At 66.1% G+C, this 21,976-nt stretch carries 26 protein-coding genes and 1 tRNA gene; 4 read left to right on the forward strand and 23 right to left on the reverse strand.

Annotation, left to right across the window (positions count from 1 at the left end; translation table 11 throughout):
- The first annotated feature begins 29 nt into the window (after nucleotides 1-29).
- The 3 genes from NMD1_RS17300 to NMD1_RS17310 all read left to right on the forward strand — a co-directional run bounded on the left by NMD1_RS17300 (nucleotide 30) and on the right by NMD1_RS17310 (nucleotide 1,905).
- Nucleotides 30-683 carry an inner membrane-spanning protein YciB gene (locus NMD1_RS17300; protein WP_125955938.1) on the forward strand — a complete coding sequence of 218 codons (654 nt, stop codon included), beginning with the start codon at nucleotides 30-32 and terminating at the stop codon, nucleotides 681-683.
- Nucleotides 684-842: 159 nt separating this feature from the next.
- The gene (locus NMD1_RS17305; protein ID WP_124808720.1) at nucleotides 843-1,418 is read left to right on the forward strand and encodes a urate hydroxylase PuuD; all 576 of its coding nucleotides are present in this window, start codon (nucleotides 843-845) and stop codon (nucleotides 1,416-1,418) included.
- Nucleotides 1,419-1,563: 145 nt separating this feature from the next.
- The gene (locus NMD1_RS17310) at nucleotides 1,564-1,905 is read left to right on the forward strand and encodes an entericidin EcnAB (RefSeq protein ID WP_125955941.1); all 342 of its coding nucleotides are present in this window, start codon (nucleotides 1,564-1,566) and stop codon (nucleotides 1,903-1,905) included.
- A gap of 50 nt (nucleotides 1,906-1,955) precedes the next feature.
- Here the strand turns inward: NMD1_RS17310 and NMD1_RS17315 are convergent, their stop codons facing one another.
- From NMD1_RS17315 to NMD1_RS17370, 13 genes are all read right to left on the reverse strand, one after another.
- Nucleotides 1,956-3,893 carry a potassium transporter Kup gene (locus NMD1_RS17315; protein WP_125955943.1) on the reverse strand — a complete coding sequence of 646 codons (1,938 nt, stop codon included), beginning with the start codon at nucleotides 3,891-3,893 and terminating at the stop codon, nucleotides 1,956-1,958.
- A 160-nt stretch (nucleotides 3,894-4,053) separates the two neighbouring features.
- Nucleotides 4,054-4,761, reverse strand: a complete 708-nt coding sequence (locus NMD1_RS17320; protein WP_125955945.1) for a tetratricopeptide repeat protein — start codon at nucleotides 4,759-4,761, stop codon at nucleotides 4,054-4,056.
- Entirely contained in the window at nucleotides 4,758-5,237 is a 480-nt protein-coding gene (locus tag NMD1_RS17325) for a cytochrome c-type biogenesis protein (RefSeq protein ID WP_125956071.1), read from the reverse strand. Before NMD1_RS17325 ends, NMD1_RS17320 begins: the two co-directional genes overlap by 4 nt.
- Nucleotides 5,237-5,806, reverse strand: a complete 570-nt coding sequence (locus tag NMD1_RS17330; protein WP_124808725.1) for a DsbE family thiol:disulfide interchange protein — start codon at nucleotides 5,804-5,806, stop codon at nucleotides 5,237-5,239. The genes NMD1_RS17325 and NMD1_RS17330 overlap by 1 nt, the downstream gene beginning before the upstream one ends.
- The gene (locus tag NMD1_RS17335; RefSeq protein WP_125955948.1) at nucleotides 5,803-7,752 is read right to left on the reverse strand and encodes a heme lyase CcmF/NrfE family subunit; all 1,950 of its coding nucleotides are present in this window, start codon (nucleotides 7,750-7,752) and stop codon (nucleotides 5,803-5,805) included. The genes NMD1_RS17330 and NMD1_RS17335 overlap by 4 nt, the downstream gene beginning before the upstream one ends.
- 13 nt (nucleotides 7,753-7,765) lie before the next feature.
- Nucleotides 7,766-8,209: a cytochrome c maturation protein CcmE gene (ccmE, locus tag NMD1_RS17340; RefSeq protein ID WP_125956074.1), complete on the reverse strand. Its 444-nt coding sequence runs from the start codon at nucleotides 8,207-8,209 to the stop codon at nucleotides 7,766-7,768.
- 5 nt (nucleotides 8,210-8,214) lie between these two features.
- The gene (locus NMD1_RS21380) at nucleotides 8,215-8,355 is read right to left on the reverse strand and encodes a hypothetical protein (RefSeq protein ID WP_168195962.1); all 141 of its coding nucleotides are present in this window, start codon (nucleotides 8,353-8,355) and stop codon (nucleotides 8,215-8,217) included.
- Between the two features lie 19 nt (nucleotides 8,356-8,374).
- The gene (gene ccmC, locus NMD1_RS17345; RefSeq protein ID WP_124808748.1) at nucleotides 8,375-9,103 is read right to left on the reverse strand and encodes a heme ABC transporter permease CcmC; all 729 of its coding nucleotides are present in this window, start codon (nucleotides 9,101-9,103) and stop codon (nucleotides 8,375-8,377) included.
- A gap of 135 nt (nucleotides 9,104-9,238) precedes the next feature.
- Nucleotides 9,239-9,315, reverse strand: a tRNA-His gene (locus NMD1_RS17350).
- A gap of 122 nt (nucleotides 9,316-9,437) precedes the next feature.
- On the reverse strand, nucleotides 9,438-10,433 hold the full coding sequence (gene gspK / locus NMD1_RS17355) for a type II secretion system minor pseudopilin GspK (protein WP_158453989.1): 996 nt from the start codon (nucleotides 10,431-10,433) through the stop codon (nucleotides 9,438-9,440).
- Nucleotides 10,430-11,050, reverse strand: a complete 621-nt coding sequence (gene gspJ / locus NMD1_RS17360) for a type II secretion system minor pseudopilin GspJ (RefSeq protein WP_158453990.1) — start codon at nucleotides 11,048-11,050, stop codon at nucleotides 10,430-10,432. The genes gspK and gspJ overlap by 4 nt, the downstream gene beginning before the upstream one ends.
- Nucleotides 11,047-11,433 (reverse strand): type II secretion system minor pseudopilin GspI, encoded by a 387-nt coding sequence (gene gspI, locus NMD1_RS17365; RefSeq protein WP_125955954.1) that lies wholly within the window; start codon nucleotides 11,431-11,433, stop codon nucleotides 11,047-11,049. The genes gspJ and gspI overlap by 4 nt, the downstream gene beginning before the upstream one ends.
- Nucleotides 11,423-11,905 carry a GspH/FimT family pseudopilin gene (locus NMD1_RS17370; protein WP_125955956.1) on the reverse strand — a complete coding sequence of 161 codons (483 nt, stop codon included), beginning with the start codon at nucleotides 11,903-11,905 and terminating at the stop codon, nucleotides 11,423-11,425. The genes gspI and NMD1_RS17370 overlap by 11 nt, the downstream gene beginning before the upstream one ends.
- A gap of 100 nt (nucleotides 11,906-12,005) precedes the next feature.
- On the opposite strand from NMD1_RS17370, the gene NMD1_RS17375 reads away from it, so the two are divergent.
- Nucleotides 12,006-12,641: a 2OG-Fe(II) oxygenase gene (locus tag NMD1_RS17375; protein WP_125955958.1), complete on the forward strand. Its 636-nt coding sequence runs from the start codon at nucleotides 12,006-12,008 to the stop codon at nucleotides 12,639-12,641.
- Between the two features lie 12 nt (nucleotides 12,642-12,653).
- Here NMD1_RS17375 and NMD1_RS17380 read toward each other — a convergent pair whose 3' ends face one another.
- The 10 genes from NMD1_RS17380 to frr form a co-directional block, all read right to left on the reverse strand.
- Nucleotides 12,654-13,094 carry a MarR family winged helix-turn-helix transcriptional regulator gene (locus NMD1_RS17380; protein ID WP_125955961.1) on the reverse strand — a complete coding sequence of 147 codons (441 nt, stop codon included), beginning with the start codon at nucleotides 13,092-13,094 and terminating at the stop codon, nucleotides 12,654-12,656.
- A 139-nt stretch (nucleotides 13,095-13,233) separates the two neighbouring features.
- The gene (gene rpmE, locus NMD1_RS17385) at nucleotides 13,234-13,458 is read right to left on the reverse strand and encodes a 50S ribosomal protein L31 (protein ID WP_124810317.1); all 225 of its coding nucleotides are present in this window, start codon (nucleotides 13,456-13,458) and stop codon (nucleotides 13,234-13,236) included.
- A 128-nt stretch (nucleotides 13,459-13,586) separates the two neighbouring features.
- A complete protein-coding gene (fabZ, locus tag NMD1_RS17390) occupies nucleotides 13,587-14,063 on the reverse strand; it encodes a 3-hydroxyacyl-ACP dehydratase FabZ (protein ID WP_125955963.1) in 477 nt (158 codons plus the stop codon).
- A 36-nt stretch (nucleotides 14,064-14,099) separates the two neighbouring features.
- Nucleotides 14,100-14,792: an OmpH family outer membrane protein gene (locus tag NMD1_RS17395; protein ID WP_190287303.1), complete on the reverse strand. Its 693-nt coding sequence runs from the start codon at nucleotides 14,790-14,792 to the stop codon at nucleotides 14,100-14,102.
- The gene (bamA, locus tag NMD1_RS17400; protein WP_223806726.1) at nucleotides 14,792-17,500 is read right to left on the reverse strand and encodes an outer membrane protein assembly factor BamA; all 2,709 of its coding nucleotides are present in this window, start codon (nucleotides 17,498-17,500) and stop codon (nucleotides 14,792-14,794) included. Before bamA ends, NMD1_RS17395 begins: the two co-directional genes overlap by 1 nt.
- Before the next feature lie 174 nt (nucleotides 17,501-17,674).
- Complete coding sequence (gene rseP / locus NMD1_RS17405; protein ID WP_125955966.1) at nucleotides 17,675-18,802, reverse strand: RIP metalloprotease RseP; 1,128 nt, start codon at nucleotides 18,800-18,802, stop codon at nucleotides 17,675-17,677.
- A complete protein-coding gene (locus tag NMD1_RS17410) occupies nucleotides 18,802-19,968 on the reverse strand; it encodes a 1-deoxy-D-xylulose-5-phosphate reductoisomerase (protein ID WP_125955968.1) in 1,167 nt (388 codons plus the stop codon). Before NMD1_RS17410 ends, rseP begins: the two co-directional genes overlap by 1 nt.
- Nucleotide 19,969: 1 nt before the next feature.
- The gene (locus NMD1_RS17415) at nucleotides 19,970-20,719 is read right to left on the reverse strand and encodes a phosphatidate cytidylyltransferase (RefSeq protein ID WP_233497756.1); all 750 of its coding nucleotides are present in this window, start codon (nucleotides 20,717-20,719) and stop codon (nucleotides 19,970-19,972) included.
- Nucleotides 20,706-21,350 (reverse strand): polyprenyl diphosphate synthase, encoded by a 645-nt coding sequence (gene uppS / locus NMD1_RS17420; protein ID WP_125956079.1) that lies wholly within the window; start codon nucleotides 21,348-21,350, stop codon nucleotides 20,706-20,708. The genes NMD1_RS17415 and uppS overlap by 14 nt, the downstream gene beginning before the upstream one ends.
- A 68-nt stretch (nucleotides 21,351-21,418) precedes the next feature.
- The gene (gene frr, locus NMD1_RS17425; RefSeq protein WP_124810313.1) at nucleotides 21,419-21,976 is read right to left on the reverse strand and encodes a ribosome recycling factor; all 558 of its coding nucleotides are present in this window, start codon (nucleotides 21,974-21,976) and stop codon (nucleotides 21,419-21,421) included.

Raw genomic sequence — 21,976 nt, forward strand, 5'->3', positions numbered from 1 at the left:
GACGATCCAAAGCGTGATGCAGGTTTCCCATGTCTGACTCTCAACAGCCCGGCGCCAAGCCCAAGTCCTCGTGGATCAATCTGCTGGTAGATTACGGCCCGTTGCTGGTGTTCTTCCTCGCCTATCGGCATTTCAGCCCCAGGGAAGCCAACGCCGGGATCGGCACCGTTGTGGCCGTCACCAAGGGTACGGTCGCGTTCATGGTGGCGACGATCGTGGCGCTGATCGTGTCGAAGTGGCGGCTCGGCCGGATCTCGCCGATGCTGTGGCTGTCGACCGTGCTGATCCTGGGATTCGGCACGCTGACCGTGCTGCTGGGCGATCCGTTCTGGATTCAGATCAAGCCCACCGCGATCTACCTGCTGTTCGCGGGCGTGCTTTTCGCCGGCCTTGTCCGGGGCAAGCCGATGCTGCGCACGCTGCTGCAAAGCGCGTTCGACGGGCTGGACGATGCGGGCTGGATGAAGCTTTCGCGCAACTGGGCGTTCTTCTTCCTGTTCCTGGCCGCGCTGAACGAAGTGTTGCGACACACGCTCAGCTTCGACGGCTGGCTTCAGGCCAAGCTGTGGGGCGTGACCGCGCTGTCGTTCCTGTTCACCTTCGCGCAAATCCCCATGCTGCTGAAACACGGGCTGGGCGCGGAAGCGGCGGACGAGGTGGAACAGAACCCGCCACACGATTGAGCGCTTCAGTCCGTCAAGCCGCTTTGCCGCAAATGCCCGACGCCCTGCCGCACGACAAAAACGTGTGACAAATTGCGCACACCCCCTAGAATGTTGTCAGCCCACCTCCGGCGATAACCGGGTAAACGGATCAAAGGGCGCAAACTGGGGGAAAGTTTCATGGCCAAGCTGTTTGGTAACCTGCATCTGGTGCTTGCGATCGGCCTTGTCGCGGCCATCGCCGTGATGCTGGGGTTCGGCGCGGAAGTGCCGGTCGATGTCAATTCCGTGTTCCGCTGGCTGCACGTGTTCTTCGGCATTCTGTGGATCGGCCTGCTCTATTACCTGAACTTCGTGCAGGTGCCGACGATGCCGTCGATTCCGGCCGAACAGAAGGGCGCGATCACCGGCCACATCGCGCCGAAAGTGTTCTTCTTCTTCCGCTGGGCCGCGCTGCTGACGGTCGTCACCGGCCTGGTGATCGCCTACGTCACCGGCTACGTCCACCGCGCGCTGATCTTCCAGGGGCTCAACCTGCATGAAAACCTGATCGGCCTGGGCATGGACCTCGCGCTGATCATGGCGTTCAACGTGTGGTTCATCATCTGGCCCGCGCAAAAGAAGATCCTCGGCATCGTCGAAGCCAGCGCGGAGGAAAAGGCTGCCGCCGCACCGCGCGCCCTGATCGCCAGCCGCACAAACCTGCTGCTGTCGCTGCCGATGCTCTACTGCATGGTCAGCGCCAACCTCGGGTAACTCCGACGCTGACCGGAGCCATCCAGGCTTGCACGGGCGCGGCTTTCTCCGGAAAGTCGCGCCCGTTTCCGTTGGACGATACGTTCGTCAGGAACTCGAAGCGCCATCGCGCTTTGATGTGACGCGACAGAGAGGAGCTTTTTTGATGCGCAAACCCATCTTCACCACCCTGGCCGCAGCGGCAGCCGCCATCGCGCTTTCTGCCTGCTCGGAAAAGACGCAGGACAACGCGCAGGAAGCCGCGACGTCAGCCGGGAACGATATCGCTGCTGCCGCCTCGGACATGAGTGCAACCGCCAGCGAGGGCGCGGAATCGGTCCGCAACGCGGCAGACGAAGCGATCAACAAGGCCGACGCCGCCGCCGACAAGGCCGGTGTCGAGGCGGACAAGGCTGGCGTGAAAGCCGCCGATGCGCTGAACAAGGCCGGCGACAAGGCCAAGGAAGAGGCCGCGAAGCTCAAGGCCAAGGCCGAAAACAGCAATTGATCGGTTTATCCTGACAAGCGTCTCCCGTCCGCGCGACGGGCGGGAGACCGTCAGATCTTGAGCTGGCTGCCCAGCTCCACCACGCGGTTTGTCGGCAGCCGGAAGAACTCCATCGCACTCGCCGCGTTGCGCAACATCCACGCGAACAGCTTTTCGCGCCAGATCGCCATGCCCGGCTTGTCAGACGCGATCAGCGTCTGGCGCGACAGGAAGAAGCTGGTCTTCATCATGTCGAACGGTTCGCCGCACATCGTCACGGTCTTGAGCGTGGCCGGCACGTCGGTTTCCTCCAGAAAGCCGAAGCGCAGGCTGACGCGGTAGAACCCGTTGCCGAAATCCTTGCAGGCCGATCGCTCCACCTGATCCACGTAGGGCACGTCCTCGATCTGCACGGTCAGGATCACCACCCGCTCGTGCAGCACCTTGTTGTGCTTCATGTTGTGGAGCAGCGCCGAAGGCACGCCCGATGCGGTGGAGGCCATGAAGATCGCCGTGCCCGGCACCCGCGCCGCGCTGGCGTGCGCGGACTTGGTGAATACTTCCAGCGGGATCGATCCCTCCGCCATGTTCTGCCGCATCAGCGCGCGCCCGCGTGACCAGGTGGTCAGCAGCGTGAAGATGGTGACGCCCATCAGCAGCGGCACCCAGCCGCCGTCGGGGATCTTGGTCAGATTCGCGCCGAGGTAGCCCGCGTCGATCACGAAGAACAGCGCCAGCAGGCCGACCGCGAACACCGGCTTCCAGTTCCACAGCTTGAACAGCACCACGGCCAGCAGCACGTTGTCGATCAGCATCGCGCCGGTCACGGCGATGCCATAGGCCGCCGTCAGGTTCGACGAACGCTGGAACACCAGCACCAGCAGGATCACCGCGACCATCAGCGCCCAGTTGATGACGGGGATATAGATCTGCCCCGCCGCCGTGCTGGTGTGCTTGATCGTCATGCGCGGGATGAAGCCGAGCTGGATCGCCTGCTGCGTAACCGAGAACGCGCCCGAGATTACCGCCTGCGAGGCGATCACCGCCGCCAGCGAGGCGATGACGAGCAACGGCCACTGGAACCATTCGGGCGCGAGGAAATAGAACGGGCTTTCCAGCGCGGAAGGATCGCGCATCAGCAGCGAGGCCTGGCCCAGATAGTTCAGCACCAGCGCCGGCAGCACGAACGTCAGCCACGACACCCGGATCGGGTTGCGGCCGAAATGCCCCATATCGGCATAGAGCGCTTCCGCGCCCGTCACGGCGAGCACCGCCGCACCCATCGCCAGGAAGCCCCGGAACGGGTCCGCCGCGAACATCATCACCGCATGATGCGGGCTGAGCGCGGTGATCACGTGCGGGAAGGCCATGATGCTGATCACGCCCAGCACCGAGATCGTGGTGAAATAGGCGAGCATGATCGGACCGAAGAAGGTCGCCACGCGTTCCGTGCCCCGGCTCTGGATGAAGAACAGGAAGATCAGGATGGCCACGACCATCGGCACCACCAGCCGGTGCATTTCGGGCTGATAGACCGCGACACCCTCGATCGCACCCATCACCGAAACGGCTGGGGTAATCATAGAATCGCCATAGAACAGCGCGGTGGCGAACACCCCCATCAGGATGATGCCCTTGCCCCAGCGGTTGCCGCTGGTGTGCTGATTGATCAGCGCCAGCAGCGCCAGGCTTCCGCCCTCGCCCTTGTTGTCCGCGCGCATGATCACGCTGACGTACTTCAACGTCACGATGATCATCATCGACCAGAACATCAGGCTGATGATGCCATAGACGTGCAGCTGGTCGAGCGGCAGCTTGTGGTGGCCGGCGAAGGTATCGCGCAGCGCGTAGAGCGGGCTGGTGCCGATATCCCCGAACACCACACCGATCGCGCCCACCGCCATCTTGAGCAGGCTGCCCTGATGGTGAGTCTGGTGGCCGGAATCGCGAAGAGTGGATAAAGGAACTGCGCTTTCGTCCGAACCGTTCGCAAGCACGGAATCACTCATGGCAACGGTGCCCCCGGGCCTTGGCCCAAACCGCCGGTCCGCCATCGGACACCGGAACGGCGCGGCGCTTTAGCACCGGGCCTTGGCCCCGGCAATGGCTGCCTTCGTCACACCGGATACCACGAAATCATGCCCCGCATGGCATCGCAAATAGCTGATTTCAGGGCGCTTCAGAAGAGGCACCCGACGGTTCGGCGGCTGCGGCGGGCGGCTCGTCCGATGGAGATGCCGGCGCCGGCGCCTGTCCCGAGGCCGCCAACATCGAATCGAGTCTCGCCAACCGGGCCTGAAGGTCCTCCCGATAGGGGGCATCGGCAGGCGCACGGCGAAGCAGTTCGGCCCAGATCGCCCGTGCTTCTACCAGCTTGCCGGACTGCGCCAGCGCCAGCCCCATGAAGAACGGCGGCCCCGGATGTTCGGGCGAAATCTTCGCCGCCTTCTGAAACGCGAACTGCGCGGCCGGGGTGATCAGCCCGTCGCTATGGCCGACCAGCGTGTTGCCGAGCGCCACCCACAGGTCCGCATCGTTGGGATCGGCCTTCACCGCCTTGCCCAGGATTGTCGCCGCCGCCCCGAACTGACCCTGCCGCGAAAGCCCGTCCGCCAGCACCATCCAGTTCTGGCCCTTGCCGAAGGCATCGCCCATCGCCTGCCGCTGCTTGATCAGCGCCTCGTCGGCCGCCTTCTGGTTCTCGACCGCCGCCTTGGGCGCGCCGGGAACGCCCGGATGGCCCTGCAAGGCATAGCCAGCAATACCGAACAGCAGGGCCGCGCCGGTCAGTTCCCAGCCGGAGCGCGGCATCTTCAGCACGAATGCCAGCACCGCGAAGACCAGAATCGCGATCAGGAGGATCAGCACCCAAGTCATGCGTTATCCTCCAGCCCTTCGACGTCCGGCTCGTCCACCCCGCCATCGCCATTCCCCCGGCGGAAGCGCTTGCGCAGAAGCAGCGCCGCCAGCACGAGGAACGCGGCTGGCGCGGCGAACAGCGGCCAGGTCATCGGTCGCAGTTGCGGGGTATAGCTCACATAGTCGCCATAGCGTTCGATCAGCCACTGGCGGATTTCCTCCGGGTCTTCCCCCGCCGCGATGCGCGTGCGCACCTGATGGCGCATGTCGCCCGCCATCGGCGCGTCCGAATCCGCGATCGACTGGCTCTGGCACTTGAGACAGCGCAGTGTCTCCATCAGCGCCTGCGCCCTCGCCTCTTGATCGGGGTTCGGAAGCTGCTTGTAGGCATAGGGCGCCGGCGGCAGCGAATCCTGCGCGGCGGCCGGAGAAGCCAGCAGAAGCGAGAAGACCGCGAAAACGACGGCTCCACGCCTCGATGCGGCGCGCGCCATCACGATTCCGCCTCCTTCAGCTTGCGCAGGATCAGCGGCACGTCCTCGGCGCGGATGTCGCCGATATGCTGGTAGCGGATCACGCCCTTGCCATCGATCACGAACGTCTCGGGCACGCCCGACGATCCGATCGCGAGCTGGACCTTGCTCAGATCGTCCTTGCCGATCCGGCGGAACGGGTTGCCGTTCGCGGACAGGAACTGGGCCACGTCCTCGCGCCGGTCGCGGATCGCGACGCCGTCGATCTCCACGCCCTGCTGCGCCAGCGCGGCGAGCTGCGGCGATTCCACCGCGCAGGGCACGCACCAGCTGGCGAACACGTTGAGCAGGCGCGGCTTGCCATCCCGGAAGTTGGCGAGCGCCAGGCCGGGGCGGTCGTCCACCGCCGGGGGCAGATCAAAGCCGGGCAACGGCTTGCCGATGAAGGCGCTCGCCACCTCGCGATCGGCCGGCCGCACCAGGCCGTAGATCACCAGCACGAAGAACCCGGCGAACAGCGCCAGCGGCAGCCACAGCGCCAGCCCCGGCTTCTTCGGCGTCGGATCACGCGGATCGTTCTGCTTGCTCATCGTCCCTGCCTCATGCGGCGATACGCGATCTTGCCTTCGGCCCGCAGCCGCTTCACGTCGGCAGCCACGCGGCCAAGCAGCGCCAATACCCCACCCAGCGCGATCAGCACGCCGCCGTACCAGATCATCGGCACGAACGGCTTCCACCAGAAGCGCATCTGCCAGCGGCCGTCCTCGCCCTCTTCGCCCAGCACCGAATAGAGCTGGCCGTTCCAGCGGGTCTTGAGCGCGCTTTCGGTGCGCGTCCCCGGAGGCGAGGCGAAGACGCGCGCCTGCGGTTCCAGCGTGATCGGCGCACCGCCGGCATAGCGCGCCGACAGCGTGGCCTGCAGCGCGGTCCAGTTCGGGCCGGCGACCGGGTCGATGCTTTCGAGCTTCACCTGCCACGGCCCCACGTTCTGCGTATCGCCCACGGTCATCGCGGCAAGCTTCTCGGTGGAGAAAGCGCTATCGCTGGCCATCCCGAACAGGGCGACGGCAATGCCAAGGTGCGCGATCACCATGCCCCACACCGGCAGCGGCGTGCGGCGCAGGTTGCGCCCCTTCAGCGGCAACAGGCTGGCGAAGAAGAGCCCGCTGGCGATGGCAAGGCCCAGCGCCGGCAGCAGGTGGATACCCGGCGCGACCATTTCGGCGATCAGGAACACCGCCGCCATAATCAGCGCGGCGATCGCAAAGGGCATGGTGACCCGCCCCGCCTTGTCATTGCGCCAGCGCAGCAGCGGGCCAACCGCCAGCACCAGCAGCATCGGGATCGCGAAAATCGCGGACACGGGATTGAAATAGGGCGGGCCAACCGAAACCTTGGTGCCAAACGCTTCGGTCAGCAGCGGATAGAGCGTGCCGACCAGCACGATGCCCAGGATGCCGCACAGCATCACGTTGTTGAACACGAGGCTCGCCTCGCGGCTGACGAAGCTGAACCGCGCGCCTTCGGTCACCGTCGCCGCGCGTACGCCGAACAGGGTCAGCGCGCCGCCGATGTAGATCGCCAGCAGCGCGAGAATGAAGCTGCCGCGTTCCGGATCGACTGCAAAGGCATGAACCGAGGTGAGAATGCCCGATCGCACCAGGAAGGTGCCGACCATCGACATCGAGAACGCGATCACGCCCAGCATCACAGTCCAGGCCCGCAACGCGTTGCGCGAAGCGAGGACCGAGCACGAATGGAGCAGCGCCGTCGCCGCCAGCCAGGGCATCAGCGAGGCGTTTTCCACCGGGTCCCAGAACCACCAGCCGCCCCAGCCCAGCGTGTAGTACGCCCAATAGGAGCCGGCGGTGATGCCCAGCGTCAGGAAGATCCACGCGCCCAGCACCCATGGCCGCATCGCGCGGGCGAAGGCGGGGCCGACATCGCGCGTCACCAGCGCACCGATGGCGAAGCTGAAGGCGATCGAAAGGCCGACATAGCCGACGTAAAGCGTGGGTGGGTGGAAGGCGAGGCCGATGTCCTGCAGCAGCGGGTTAAGGCCGTTGCCATCGGGCGCGGGTTCGGGCAGCCGCTCGAACGGGTTCGAGGACAGCAGCAGGAAGGCGTAGAACCCCAGGCTGACGAAGGCCTGCCCTGCCAGCGTCGCCACCAGCGTATCCTCGCGCAGCCGCTTCTCGATCAGCGCCACGAAGCCGCCGGCCAGGCCCATGATCGTCACCCACAGTAGCATCGAGCCTTCGTGGTTGCCCCAGGTGCCCGCCAGCTTGAAAATGAACGGCTTGGCCGAATGGCTGTTTTCCGCCACCAGCTTTACCGACAGGTCGGTTTCCAGAAACAGCGTGACGAGCGCCAGGAACGCGAAGGCGACCAGCACGCCCTGCATCACCGCCAGCGGACGAACCACGCCGGCCAGATGCTCCCCCTTGGGACGCAGGGCGATGATACCCGCCGCCAATTGCAGCACCGCCAGCGCGGCGGCCATCCACAGGACGGCAAGGCCCAGTTCGGCTATCATGGGAGTTCCGCCATCATTTCGTTTCGGCCACCACCTGTTTCGCCTGCGCGTCGGTCATGTTCTTCATCTCGCGCGGGACGTATTTCTCGTCATGCTTGGCAAGCAGGTTGTCGGCCACGAACGTGCCGCCTTCCATCCGCCCTTCGGCGACAACGCCCGATCCCTCGACGAACAGGTCCGGCGTGATCCCGGTGAAGCGCACCGGCACGCGCGCCTTGCCATCGCCCACGATGAAATCGATGGTCACGCCATCGGGCCGGGTCTTGATCGATCCCTTCTCCACCATGCCGCCCAGGCGCACGGCGCGGCCCTGTTCGGGCGGATGGGCGACCAGATCGCTCGGCACGTAGAAATAGGCGGCCTGATTGCGCAGCGCGTAAGCGGCGAGCAGGCCCGCGCCCACCAGCGCGACCAGCGCGATGGCCAGCAGGACCAGCCGCTGGTGCTTTGCCTTGATGCCGCTCACTTGCCCCTCGCCCTGTCACGCCGGCGTTCGGCGCGGACCATGGCCCACAGCGTCCACCCGACCAGCAACAGCGTGCCGATCACCCCGATCGCCAGCGCCGCCGCCACGTAATCCCATTGATCCAGTCTCTCGTGCATCCTGCCCTCCCGCGCCGCGTCAGCCCAGCGCCTTGCGGCGCAGGCGCGCCTCGGTCTGGATGTCGGCCAGCAGCGTCCGCATCCGCGCCAGCACCACGCCGCCGAAGATGCACGAAAAGCCGATGGCCGCAATCAGCAGCGGCCACAGGAACGTGCCGTCGATCGCGGACTTGCCGATGGTGATCGACGGCGGCTGGTGCAGGCTGTTCCACCACACCACCGACCGGTTGATGATCGGGATGTTGATCGCGCCGACCAGACCGAAGATCGCGGTCACGCGGCTCGCGCCCTCACCCGCCTGCGCATCGCGCTGTGCGGCGCCTGCCAGGGCGATATAGCCGAAATAGAGGAACAGCAGGACGAGGAAGCTCGTCAGCCGGCCGTCCCACACCCACCACGTGCCCCAGGTGGGACGCGCCCAGATCGATCCCGTGGCCAGGCAGATCGCGGTGAACGCCGCGCCTGGCACCGCCGCCGCGCGCGCGCCGATGGCGGCGAGCGGATGGCGCCAGACCAGCTCGACCAGGCTCGCCACGGCGATCGTGCTCCAGCCCGCCATGCCCAGCCAGGCCGAGGGGACATGGATGAACAGGATGCGCACGGTATCGCCCATCAGCCGATCGGGCGGCACCACCAGCAGACCCCAGGCCAGCGCGCCGAAGGCAAGCACCAGCCCCAGCCCCAGCAGCAAAGGCATCAACCAGCGCGCAAGGCGCAGAAAACGGGCGGGATTGGCAAAACCGTGCATGGACGCGGGAAACACATATCCTCGTCCGGCGGCGCGCGCCGCCGGTTCGCGCCACGCTCTGCCACCTGCGCCGTTCCGGGGCAAGCGCTTAGCGTCCCTCGAAAGGCCGGGATGCGCAGAGAATCTGAGGAAAGATGGGGCGATCGAAGGGGTTCGAACCCTCGACCTCCGGTACCACAAACCGGCGCTCTAACCAACTGAGCTACGATCGCCACAAGATCGGCGCACCCATCGTAACACGATGCAGGGCGCGGGCGAGCCCCTTTGCAGAAAGGAGCGGCCTTGAAAAGCGAAAACTTGCGCGACCGCCACGCGCCGGCGCGATTCCTACACCCTACCGGCTTTCGCGATCACCCCAGCTGCGGAACGCCACGCGCGCGGGCGTCACCCCGGTATCGATCAGCGCTTCCTCCTCCAACCGCACCGAATCGATAGAGACCACCTGATCCAGCAGGAACCAGCGGCTGCGCACCTGCAACTGATCGAGCGGAAGCGCGCCGGTTGCCCCGGCCGTGCCTCCCAGCCGCGCGGTCGCTTCCGCCGCGCTGGCATAGCCGGCAGGCGGCCGACCCAGCACAAGCGCACGGGCGCGTTCGGGCGGAATCGTGGCGGGAGAAAGCATGGTCAACAGGCGGATCTGGTCCAGCCGCAGCGTGTTGACGTTGACCGGTGAAAGCTCCGCCGCCGGCAGCGCACAGAGCCAGGGCCGTAAACGCTGGTAGAGTACCGGCGTCATCCCCCGCACCGCGCGCAGTTCGCTGACATCGCCGATCAGCCGGTTGGGTGGGCGATAGGGCACCGGCCCGGCGCGATAGGCATCGTCCTCCGCCCCGTTCGGCGCGGGCCGCTCGTCGCTGTCGATCCAGTCCGCCATGGCATCGCTCAGGCGGACCGCCTCGTTCGCCGGCACTGCCAGCCCCGCCATCAGCGCCCGCAACTGCGTGAGCGCCACGGGCCGCAGCGTGAACGTGCCGTCCACGCCCTGCTGGACCAGCGAATTGACGTTGAAGCAATTGCCCGCGTCGTCGATCCGCACGCGCGCCGCCCCGCGCGGCAGCGGCAACGGGAACTCTCGGCCCAGCAGTCCGATGCGGTCGACCGTGCGGCGATCGTCCGCATCGACCAGGGCCTTGAGCCGGGCCATTGCCACCGTTTCCGCGCTGGTGGCGGCAAGGCGCGCCTGAGTCATCGCCTGCCCGTTGCCGGCCAGCCGCGTCGCCAGGTTGAGCCGGTCGAGCATGACCGCCGCGATCACCGCCATGACCGCCACCAGCAGCAGCACCGACAGCAGTGCCGCGCCACGTTCGTGGGGAGGACGAGCCCGCCTCACTGGTAGTTCACCCCGACCAGCGAGACGATGCGCAACGGCTCGCCCCCCGGCTGTGGTAGCAGCACTTCGATCGCCACCGGCAATTCGCCCATGCGCTGCGGCTCCCACCGGCGCTGCCATTGCCCGTCACGGCCGCGGAAGCGCAAGGCCGGCGGCCCCGCCAGCGACAGGACGGCGGCGGCCGGCTCGGGCGCGGCGCCATCGGGGAACGGATAGCCGGCGCGCACCAGCGCCTTGCCGTCCCAGCGGTATTCCACCTTCTGCAGGCTGGGCCGCGCCGCGCCATCCGCGTTGGACCAGCCGCTGCGGGTGAAGCGCAGCACCATGCCGCCCGCTCCACCAGCTTCCAGCGCGGGATGAACCGCGCCGCTTTCGTCGCGCGCCAGACGCGGCGTGATCTGCGCCAGATCAGCGGTCCAGACCGACAGGAAGCGCCGGCTGGCGGCGATACGGTCGGTCCCGGCGCGGCTTGCCAGTTCGGCATCGACGCTGAAGCGCAGCAACGCCAGCGCGCCGCCGGCAATCATCGCGAAGATCAGCAACGCCACCAGCATTTCCACCAGCGTGAAGCCGTTTGCCGAATGCGAAGGTTCGCGATGGCCGTGCAATGACGTCATGACGCTGGCAACCGGGCAAAGTCGAGCGTGATCGCCTGGCTGGCGCGGCCCGGCGTTACCTCGCGCACGGTCAGCGTGATGGCCAGCACGCCGAAGTCCGCCTGCGGCGCGACGTGCCGCGTCCATGCGAACTGGCGGCCGGCATTGCGGATCGTACCGCTGGCGTCGCCGATCGCGGGGGGAGCGGGATCGGTCAGGATTTCCGCCGCCATGTTCTGCGCCACAATCTCGCGCAACAGGCGCTGGTCCAGATCGGCGGTGCGCGCGATGCTGGCGCCCTCCATCCTGAGCAGGGCCAGCGCCGCCAGCGCGAACACCGCCAGCGCGATCATCAGTTCGAGCAGGGTGAAGCCCGCTTCCGCGCCGTTGCCGTCACGCCGCATCGAGCGTGACCTTTCCATCGCGCGCGATGCGCAGGATCAGATGCCGGTCCCCGCGTTCCAGCCGGACCGCGCCATCGCCGCTGGCAAGACCCAGCGTATCGAACACGATGCGGCCCCGTCCGCCCGGCTGGGCGACCGTGGCCTGCGTGCCCTGCTTCCACGCCGCCAGATCGAACCCCTTGCCGGGAAGCGCCTGCCACGCGCCATCAACGCGGCGCTGGAAATAGTAACCGGCCGGCCCCACCACCAGCGCCACCGGCGCGCCGCCAACGATCGCTTCGTCCCGCGCCGCGATGGTGCGCGCGGCGAAGCGTTCCGCCTCGTTGCGCAGGATGCGCTCGTCGCCGGGCATCGACAGGACCACCACTGCCGCCAGCAGGCCGATCACGAACAGCACAACCAGCATCTCGACCAGCGAGAAGCCGTTGGCACGCCCGATGGACGGCGCGGAGCGGGACGACGACGGAGCCATGCCGAAGGAATAGCAGGCCGGACGGCCACATCCTATGGCTGGCGGCACATCGCGCACAGGCGATGTTGGCGTTCGGCCTGGGACCGGCTAGCACACGATCATGGACGCACCCGTCAACGAAGCCTCGCTCGATCGGCTGCTCGCAACGCCGGGCCTCGTTCGCGTTCCCACTCCCCGCGCCGACATGGTGATCCTGCGCGATTTCCTGACCGCTGCGGAATGCGGGGCGCTGATCGCCCGGATCGAGGCGGACCGCCGGCCCTCGACCATCGCCGACCCCAACGGCGATCACTATTTCCGCACCAGCGAGACCTGCGACCTGCCGATGGCCGCTCCCGACGTGTTGGCGCTCGACGAACGTTTTTCCGCGCTGTGTGGCATCGACCGGCCGTTCGGCGAACCGATCCAGGGCCAGCGCTATGCCCCGGGACAGGAATTCAAGGCACACACCGACTATTTCGACGAACACGGCGCCGATTTCGACCGCTATTGCGCCGTTTCCGGGCAGCGCACCTGGACCTTCATGGTCTATCTCAACGCGGTGGAAGCCGGTGGCGCCACGCGGTTCAAGGTTCTCGACAAGCTGATCCATCCCGAACCGGGCAAGCTGGTGGGCTGGAACAACCGCCGGCGCGACGGCAGCGTCAACCCCGCTACGATCCATCACGCCATGAAAGTGCGCAAGGGGCTGAAATACGTGGTGACGAAATGGTATCGCGAACGCCCCTGGCAATAAGCTGGCCTTAGCTCAGCCCTCGGGTTCGGTACCAGTGCCGCGAATCGTCGGCAGGCATCGCAACAGCGTTTCCACTTCGCCCGCGGCAAGCTGGGTGACGAAGCGCGCTTCATGCGCCGCAATGCGCTGACTGGCTTCGTCCGCCATTTTGCGCCCCTGATCGGTCAGGGTGAGCGCGTGCGAGCGGCCGTCCGCCCGGGTGCGCGCAACAAAGCCCCGGTCCATCAGGCGCGCGATGATCGGCACCATGTTGGCGCGCTTGATGGCCAGCGCATGCCCCACCTCGGTCTGCGAGCAATCGGGGTTTTCGCCGATCACCAATAGCGTGGTCACTTCCGCAGGCCGCAGGTCAAGGTCCGCCAACTCGCGCGCGAGGTCGGCCATCATCACCGCGGAAGCGCGGCGCAACTGATAACCCAGGCGGTTTTCCAGCGCGTTGGTCAGGGTGGTCATGGCGATACTCTAGAACGGCTATCGCAGATAGCAATGCCACGCACCGATACGGACGGATCGCTGCGAAACGCTTTAACGAAAGGGCGAAAACGAAAAGGGCGGCCGAAGCCGCCCTGCCCGTCTGGCTTTTCGCGCGCGATCAACGCTTGAGCGAAAGACCGCCGAACCGCTTGTTGAACTGCGCAACGCGGCCGCCCTGATCCATCTGACGCGTGCCGCCGGTCCAGGCCGGGTGCGAGGTGGGATCGATGTCGAGCGCCAGCGTGTCGCCTTCCTTGCCCCAAGTGGAGCGGGTTTCGAACACGGTGCCGTCGGTCATCTGCACCTTGATCATGTGGTAGTCGGGGTGGATATTGGCCTTCATCGGTCTTGCTCCGCTTGGCGACCGGTTCCGACCGGTCTTCGGGAAACTGGAAAGCGGCGCCCCTAATGGATACCGCGCGATTTGTCGAGTCCCTGGTCGGACGCCCCCGGCATCCGTCGGGAGCCTGCTCAGCTGTCCGCGATCATCGCGGTGAAGCTGACCTCGCAGGTCACCTTGCCATCGACCATGGCCTTGCCCGCGAACTTGCAGACGCGCGCGCGCTTCTGCGTGAATTCGACGTGCAGGTGCAACAGGCAGCCAGGCTCCACCGGATTGCGGAACTTGGCGCCCTCGATCGCCATGAAATAGACGAGCTTGCCGGTGCCGGCGAGCCCAAGCGTTTCCACCGCGAGCACGCCGGCGGCCTGCGCCAGCGCCTCGATCTGGAGAACGCCGGGCATGATCGGCCGGCCGGGGAAGTGCCCCTGGAAGAACTGCTCGTTCATCGAGACAGCCTTGACCGCGTGGATCGAATCATCGGGCACAAGGCCCAGAACGCGATCGACCAGCAACAGGGGATAGCGGTGCGGAAGCGCCGCCATCACCTTGGTCACGTCATAGTCGAACGGTGCGGCAACCGCGCCGTCCGTCTGATCTTCCGCCATGGTGCCCCCGTTTGACGCTGTTCGACGCGGACGGCCTTAGCGGCCGACCGGCGCCTTCTTGTTGTCCGGCTGGGCGGCAGCGGCCTGCGCCGCCTGCTGCTGGGCCTGCTGTTCACGCTGCGCGCGCGGCAGCCAGCCGGCCGGCGGCACGAGCTGCGCCGAAGGGATCAGCGCGTTGAGTTCGGTCAGGATGTCCTGGTTCAGGTTGTACGCCTGATCCGCCTTGATCACCGATTGCGAATCGAGGACCAGCGAAATCTTGCGCTTGGTCATCGCGCTCTGCGTGGCATCGTCCAGCTTGTCGCCGATCTGTTCGAGAACGTACTGTTCCGAAAGCTGCAGCGGCTCCAGGATCTGCTGGATTTCGCGCTGGCCGGCCTGCTCGATCTGCTGGATCTGCGCGTACTGCTGGCGCAGCGCGGCCTGATCGGGCTTGGGCGCCTTCGAATCCGCTTCCAGCTTGGCGTACAGCGGCTGAAGCTGCGCGGTGATCTGGTTCTTGCGCGTGTTGGCCTGGTCGATCTGCGCCTTGTAGGTCACCGGGCGCTGCTGCTGCGCGGTCTGGTAGGCCGAGGACGAAGCGACGATCGCCGGGGGGTTGGCCACCGCGACGCCGGCGGCGACAACGCCACCGGTAGCGGCCGGAGCGGCTGGCGCGGCGGCCATGGCCTGCGGAGCAACCGAAACGAGAAGGCCCGCGACAAGGGCCGATGCAATGCGCGTGATCATCAGAACTGGGTTCCTACGTTGAAAGTGAATGCCTTGGGGTCGTCGCCTTCGACCTTGCTGAGGACTTTGGCGAAATCGATGCGGAAGGGACCGAACGGCGAGTTCCAGTTGACGCCGATACCAACCGAGATGCGCGGTTTGGGACTATCGCCCACGAAGACCTCGTCGTACTTCTGCGCAACTTGGTTAACCGCCCCGCTGGAATCCTTGCTGGAAGTCGTCAGCTTCTGGGTCAGGTTATCGAGATACAGCAACGTTCCTGCCCCCGTTGTCTGTGGATGCGCCACACCAAACACGGCGCCCGCGTCAACGAAGATCGAAGGCCGCAGCCCCATCTCACGCGCGCCCGAGCCCAGCGGAATCTCGACCTCGGCGTGGGCAAGGTAGTAATATTTGCCGCCCAGCGCGTCATCGACCCACTGGTTGCGATCGGTCGAAACCGTGCCACCCGCGCCGGTCTGCTGATCATACCCGGAATACTGCTTGCGCAGCACGCGGGGGCCGACGCCGCGAATGTCGAAGCCGCGGATCTGGGGTTCGCCCAGGAAGAAGCGGTCGGTCAGGCGCACGTCGTCGATCGACGGATCGTTGGAGCGGCTGCCCAGCGCCTTGATCGCGCCGCCTTCACCGCGCAGCGAGAAGATGAAGCCATGGCCCAGCGGTACATACTTCGAGGCGTTGGCCGTGAGGCGGGCATACTTCACCGAACCGCCAAGCCCGGCGATGTCGCCACCCAGCACCAGCGAGGAGCCGCGCGTCGGCCGCAGGCGGTTGTCGCGCGTGTCATAGACTAGCGACACACCCAGGATCGAGCTGGTGCGCTTGCCGATGGCGTCGCACAGATACCGACCGGCCAGCAACGGGCTGCACTGGCCGTTGAGGTAGTAGGTATCCTTGTCGAGCGTCACGTTGTCGAAGTTGAGCGTGTAGCGCCCGATCAGCGAGGTATATTCGGTCAACGCCACGCCGATGCGGGCCTGGAAGCCGGTGGTGGCCTGCCGGTAGGTCGTGTTGCGGTTGCTGTTGAAGTAGTTGAAGCTGTTGTAGTCGCGCCGATAGACGTCCATACCGAACGACACGTTCCGGTCGAACAGGTAAGGCTCGGTAAAGCTCACCTGCACCGCGCGCGAATAGCGCGAATAGTCGACGCTGAGGCCAACGGTCTGGCCACGGCCACGGAAGTTGTTCTGCTGGATCGAGGCCTGGAAGATGAAGCTTTCAAGGCTGGAGAAGCCGGCGGAAAGCTGGAGCTGGCCGGTCGGCTTTTCCTCGACGTTGGCTTCCAGCACGATGCGGTCGGCCGCGCTGCCGGGTTTCTGCTCGACCTCGAACTTTTCCTGGAAATAGCCCAGCGACTTGATGCGGTTGGTGGAGCGCTTGATCTGCAGGCTGTTGAAGGCGTCGCCCTCGCCCAGACGGAACTCGCGGCGGACCACCTTGTCCTGCGTCAGCGTGTTGCCGTTGACGTCCACGCGCTCGACATAGACGCGCGGTGCTTCCGCCATGCGGAAGGTCACGCTCATCGTCAGGTCGTCCTTGTCGCGCTGGAAGTCGGGACGGACGTCGGCGAAGGCATAACCGAAGCTGCCGGCGGTTTCGGTGAGGCTGTCGACCGTGTCTTCAACGGCCTTGGCGTTGTACCACTGGCCCTTCTTGATGCTCAGCCGCTCGGCCAGCTTGTCGCCATCGAAGTCGCGCAGCTGGCTGTCCACCTTGACGTCGCCGAACTTGTAGCGCTTCCCCTCTTCCACCACGTAGGTGATGATGAAATCGCGCTTGTCGGGCGTCAGTTCGGCCACCGCCGAAACCACGCGGAAATCGGCATAGCCGTTGGTCAGGTAATACTGGCGCAGCTTCTGCTGGTCGAAGGCGAGGCGATCCGGATCGTAGCTGGTGCCCGAGCTGAACAGGCGGAAGAAGCGCGACTGCTTGGTCACCATCTGGCCGCGCAGTTCCCCGTCGGAGAACTTCTCGTTGCCGATGATGTTGATCTGGCGGACCTTGGACTTCGGCCCCTCGCTGATCTCGAACACGATATCGACGCGGTTCTGTTCGAGCATGACCATCTTCGGTTCGACCGAAGCGGCGAAGCGGCCCTGCCGCTTGTACAGCTCGATGATCCGGGCCACGTCCGCGCGCACCTTGGAACGGGTGAAGATCTGGCGCGCCGAAAGCTTGATTTCGGGCAGGATCTTGTCTTCCTTGAGGCGCTTGTTGCCCTCCAGGATGATACGGTTGACGACCGGGTTCTCCTTGACCTGGATCACCACGTCGCCGTTGTTGTTGCGCAGTTGCACGTCCGAGAACAGCTCGGTCGCGAACAGGTCCTTCAGCACCTGGTCGGCGGCGGCCTGGGTATAGCGATCGCCTTCGCGCAGGCGGATGTAGGAGCGGATGGTATCCGGCTCCAGCCGTTGCGCGCCATCGATCGTGATCGTCTTGACCGTGACTTCCGCAACCACCGGTGGCGCGGCGGGCGCCGGCGCAGGGGTGGCGGGAACCGGAACCGCGCTGGCCGGCGCGGCTTGCCGGGCATGTTTGCCGAACAGGGCCGAAGGCTTGCGCGCAGGCTTCTGATCCGCCTGGCTCTGCTGCGCCGCCGCCATTTCGGGCACGCCGGCCATGCAGGTGGTGACCATCAGGGCAATAGCCACCGACGACGCCCGTGGCGAGGCAGGAACGGTCCGGCCCGAGTTACGTCCAATCATCACCAAGCGCCATCCCGTGTGTTCTTGCGGCAAACCCTTTTCAAGGACCGGCCGCACCAGCAATCGCCGCCATCTGCCCGAAGCAGCCCCGCCAATCAAGCAAGCAGGCTGTCCAAGCGTTCGATCGCCCCGCAAATTGTGGAAAATCCGGCCCCCGCGACCGGATTGTATCCCCTACCCCCCGAACACTTTCAGCGACGCAACGTCATTGATCGTAACAAAGAGCATCAAACCGACAACAAACGCCAACCCGGTCCGGAACGCCCATTCCTGGCCGCGCCGGCTGACCGGCTTCCTGCGCACCGCCTCGGCGGCGTAGAAAGCGAGATGACCTCCGTCCAGCACCGGAATTGGCAGCAGGTTAATGAACCCCAAGTTAATCGAGATCAGCGCGACGAACCATGCGTAGTTCCGCCAGCCCGATACCAGCTGCTCGCCGGAATACTTGGCGATCTTGATCGGCCCACCAAGCTCCTTCACCTCGCGCCGGCCGGTCACGATCTGGCCGATGCCGGTCACCATCATCCCGATGATGTCGCGCGTCTGCCCCACCGCGTCGGCCACGGCATCCACCGGCCCGGCGCGCACCACGTCGAAACGGGCCGGGCCGATGCCCAAATAGCCGATACGCTGTTCGTTTCCGAAAGCATCGGACATCACCTTGGCTTCGGGCGTGACCTGCATGGGCAATTGCTTGCCATCGCGCTCGATTACCAGATCCAGCGGTTCGGCGGGGTGCTGCGACACTTCCATGCGGATTTGCAGGAAATCGTCGATGCGCGCACCTTGCAGCGACACCACGCGATCGCCCGCGCGCAGGCCGGCCTTGTCGGCCACCGAGGTCGGCTGGACCACGCCCACCACCGGCGAGGCAACAACACGCCCATCGATCATGTTGAACGCCGCCAAGATCAGCACCGCGAAAACCAGATTGGTCACCGGCCCGGCCAGCACGATCAGCGCGCGTTGCCACAGCGGCTTGGCCTGGAACGTCCGCTCGCGTTCGGCGGCGGGCAGCGAAAGCCAGGCGGGATCGGGCTGGCTCGCCGGGTTCATGTCGCCCGCGAACTGCACGTAACCGCCCAGCGGCAGCATGGACAGCTTCCAGCGCGTGCCGCGCTTGTCGGTCCACCCCGCCAGTTCCTTGCCGAACCCGATCGAAAAGCTTTCCGCCTTCACGCCGAACAGGCGGCCGACGAGATAGTGCCCCAGTTCGTGGATGAACACGAGCGGCCCGAGCACGAGAACAAAGGCGAGCAGGGTCACCAGGATCCCCGGATCGTGCAGCGGTGGTGTGGGCATCAGTGCGCAAGCTCCATCGTTTCACGCGTTCTGACCCGCGCGGCGCGGTCCACCAGAATAACATCATCCAGCGAGCCCGGGGCGGAAAAGTCGTTCATCGAATCGAGCACGCGCGCCGCATTCTCCGCAATATCGGTGAACGCGATCTGACCGGCCAGGAACGCGGCCACGGCGATCTCGTTGGCGGCATTGAGCACGGCCGGCGCGGAACCGCCCGCCGTCACCGCCTCGCGCGCCAGGCGGGTGGCGGGAAAGCGCGTTTCATCGGGCGCGCGGAACGTCAGTTCGCCAATGGCGGCAAGATCGAGCGGCGCGCAGGGTGTGTCCATCCGCGCGGGCCAGGCGAGCGCGGAGGCGATCGGCACGCGCATGTCCGAAGGGCCAAGCTGCGCCAGCGTGGACCCATCGCGGTATTCGACCATCGAATGCACGATCGACTGCGGGTGAACGATGATGCGCAGCCGCTCCACGCCCACCGGGAACAGGTGGAACGCCTCGATGAATTCCAGCCCCTTGTTCATCATCGTGGCCGAATCGACGCTGATCTTGGCGCCCATCGACCAGTTGGGGTGCTTCACCGCTTCGGCCGGAGTGGCCAGGGCCAGGCGTTCGGCGGGCCAATCGCGGAACGGGCCGCCACTGGCCGTCAGCGTGATCCAGCGGACGTTGGCGGCATCGTTGCCCTGCAGGCACTGGAAGATCGCGTTGTGTTCGGAATCGACCGGCAGCAGCGTGGCCCCGGTCCGGGCGACCGCTGCGGTCATCACCTCACCAGCGGAAACCAGTGCTTCCTTGTTGGCCAGCGCGATCACCTTGCCCTGTTCGATCGCCGCCATCGTGGGAGCAAGGCCCGCGCACCCGACGATCGCGGCCACGGTGATATCCGCGCCGCGCGCGGCCGCCTCGACCAGCGCCGCCGGGCCGCCCGCGGCTTCCACGCCCGATCCGGCGAGATGTTCGCGCAGCTCGGGCAGCCGCGCCTCGTCGGCCACGACCGCCACTTCCGCGCGGAATTCGCGCGCCAGCGCCGCCAGTTCCGCCGCCTGCGCGTTGGCCGTCAGCGCCACCACGCGGAAGGCATCGGGATTGCGTCGGACGAGATCAAGGGTGGAGGCGCCGATCGAACCCGTCGCGCCCAGAACCGAAATCGTGCGTTGTCCGGTCATCTCAGGCTCCTCCGCCAAGTCCCATGGCCCAGGCCGTGCCCGCGACGATCGCCACCGGCAACAGGCCGTCCACGCGGTCGAACACGCCGCCGTGGCCGGGGATCAGGCGCGAACTGTCTTTCACGCCGGCCCGGCGCTTGAGCCAGCTTTCATAGAAATCGCCGGCCTGCGCCACCACCGCCAGCCCGGCGCCGGCCAGCGCCGCCATGCCGACGTTGGTGATCGCCAGCGCCTGCTTCAGGCTTGGCCCGGTCGGCCCCAGCGCCGACAGCATGTACCCGCCCGAAAGCGTGACCAGCGCCAGCCAGATGCCCGCCGCGGCCATGCCGCCGGCAAGGCCGGCCCAGGTCTTGGAGGGGCTGATTTTAGGCGCAATCTTGGGTCCACCCAGCGCGCGCCCGGTGAAATAGGCTCCGGTATCGGTGCAGATCACCAACCCGATCACCGCGATCAACAGCGGCGTGGGCATGACGATCAGCGCGAGCGCTGCCCAGCCGATGTAGAACGCGCCGGTAATCGCCGCCGCTCCCAGACGTGCCGGGTCCGTCGCGATCCGGCTCGCCAGCATCACGTACTCGCCATAGGCTGCGAAGGCGACCAGCGCGATGAAGCAATCGAGCACCACCCCATCGCGCCATATGGCGAAGCCCGCGATGGCGAGCATGACCACGGCCGAGGCGACACGCACCGGAAGGTCGTTCCGCCGGGCCGGCGTGGCGGCGCCTTCGGCGGACGGATCAGCGACCGCCAAAGCGCCGCTCGCGAGTCGAGAACTGCTCCAGCGCCTGCCGCAGATGCTCGGGCGTAAAATCGGGCCACAGCACGTCGGTGAACCACATTTCGGCGTAGGCGGCCTGCCACAGCAGAAAATTGGAAAGCCGCACCTCACCCGAGGTACGGATCAGCAGATCGAGCGGGGGCAGATCGGCGGTATAGAGCTCGGCCTCGATCGCCTCCGGGGTGATCGCGCCCTTGGCGGCAGCCCGCGCCGCCGCGCGGGCGATCTCCTGTTGCGATCCATAGTTCAGCGCGATCGCCAGCGTGGTGCCGGTGTTCGCCGCCGTGCGCGCCATAGCATCTTCGATCAGATCCACGATATCGGGGGCAAGTCCATGATAATCGCCGATAATCCGGAGCCGCGCGTTGTTGTTGATCAATTCCTGCAGATCGCTGCGGATGAAGGCCTTGAGCAGCCCCATGAGGTCGGCGATCTCGTCCGCCGGGCGCTTCCAGTTCTCGGACGAGAAGGCATAGAGCGTCAGCGCTTCAAGCCCCATGTCGCGCGCGGCGCGCGCCACTTCGCGCACCGCGTCGACCCCGCGCTTGTGCCCGACGACGCGCGGCAGCAGGCGCTTCTTCGCCCAGCGCCCGTTGCCATCCATGATGATGGCGACGTGCCGCGCGACGCAACCGGTATCTCCCGACCCGTTTTTCGGGGCGACCGCCGCGCTCACTTGCCCAGGATTTCCTTTTCCTTCTGGGCGGCGGCTTCATCGGCCGCCTTGATGTAATCGTCGGTCAGTTTCTGGACGTCGGTTTCGGCGCGCTTGCGCTCGTCTTCCGAGATTTCCTTCTTGTTCTCGTCCGCCTTGAGCGCTTCCATGCCGTCGCGACGGACGTTGCGGATCGCGATGCGCGCCTTTTCGGCATACTGGCTGGCCAGCTTGGCCAGCTCCTTGCGGCGTTCCTCGGTCAGATCGGGAATCGGCAGGCGCAGGTTGTTGCCGTCGTTAATCGGATTGAGGCCGAGCCCCGCCGAACGGATCGCTTTTTCGACCGGCCCGATGTTCGACTTGTCCCAGACCTGCACCGACAGCAGGCGCGGTTCGGGTGCGGAAACGGTCGCGATCTGGTTGAGCGGCGTGTGCGCGCCATAGACTTCGACCGTGATAGGATCGAGCAGCGCGGTGTTGGCCCGGCCGGTGCGCAGGCCCGAAAGATCGCTCTTGAACGATTCAACCGCGCCCTTCATCCGGCGTTCGAGATCGGCCTTGTCATACTTGGCCAT

It is taken from the genome of Novosphingobium sp. MD-1 (assembly GCF_001014975.1).
Lineage (GTDB): Bacteria > Pseudomonadota > Alphaproteobacteria > Sphingomonadales > Sphingomonadaceae > Novosphingobium.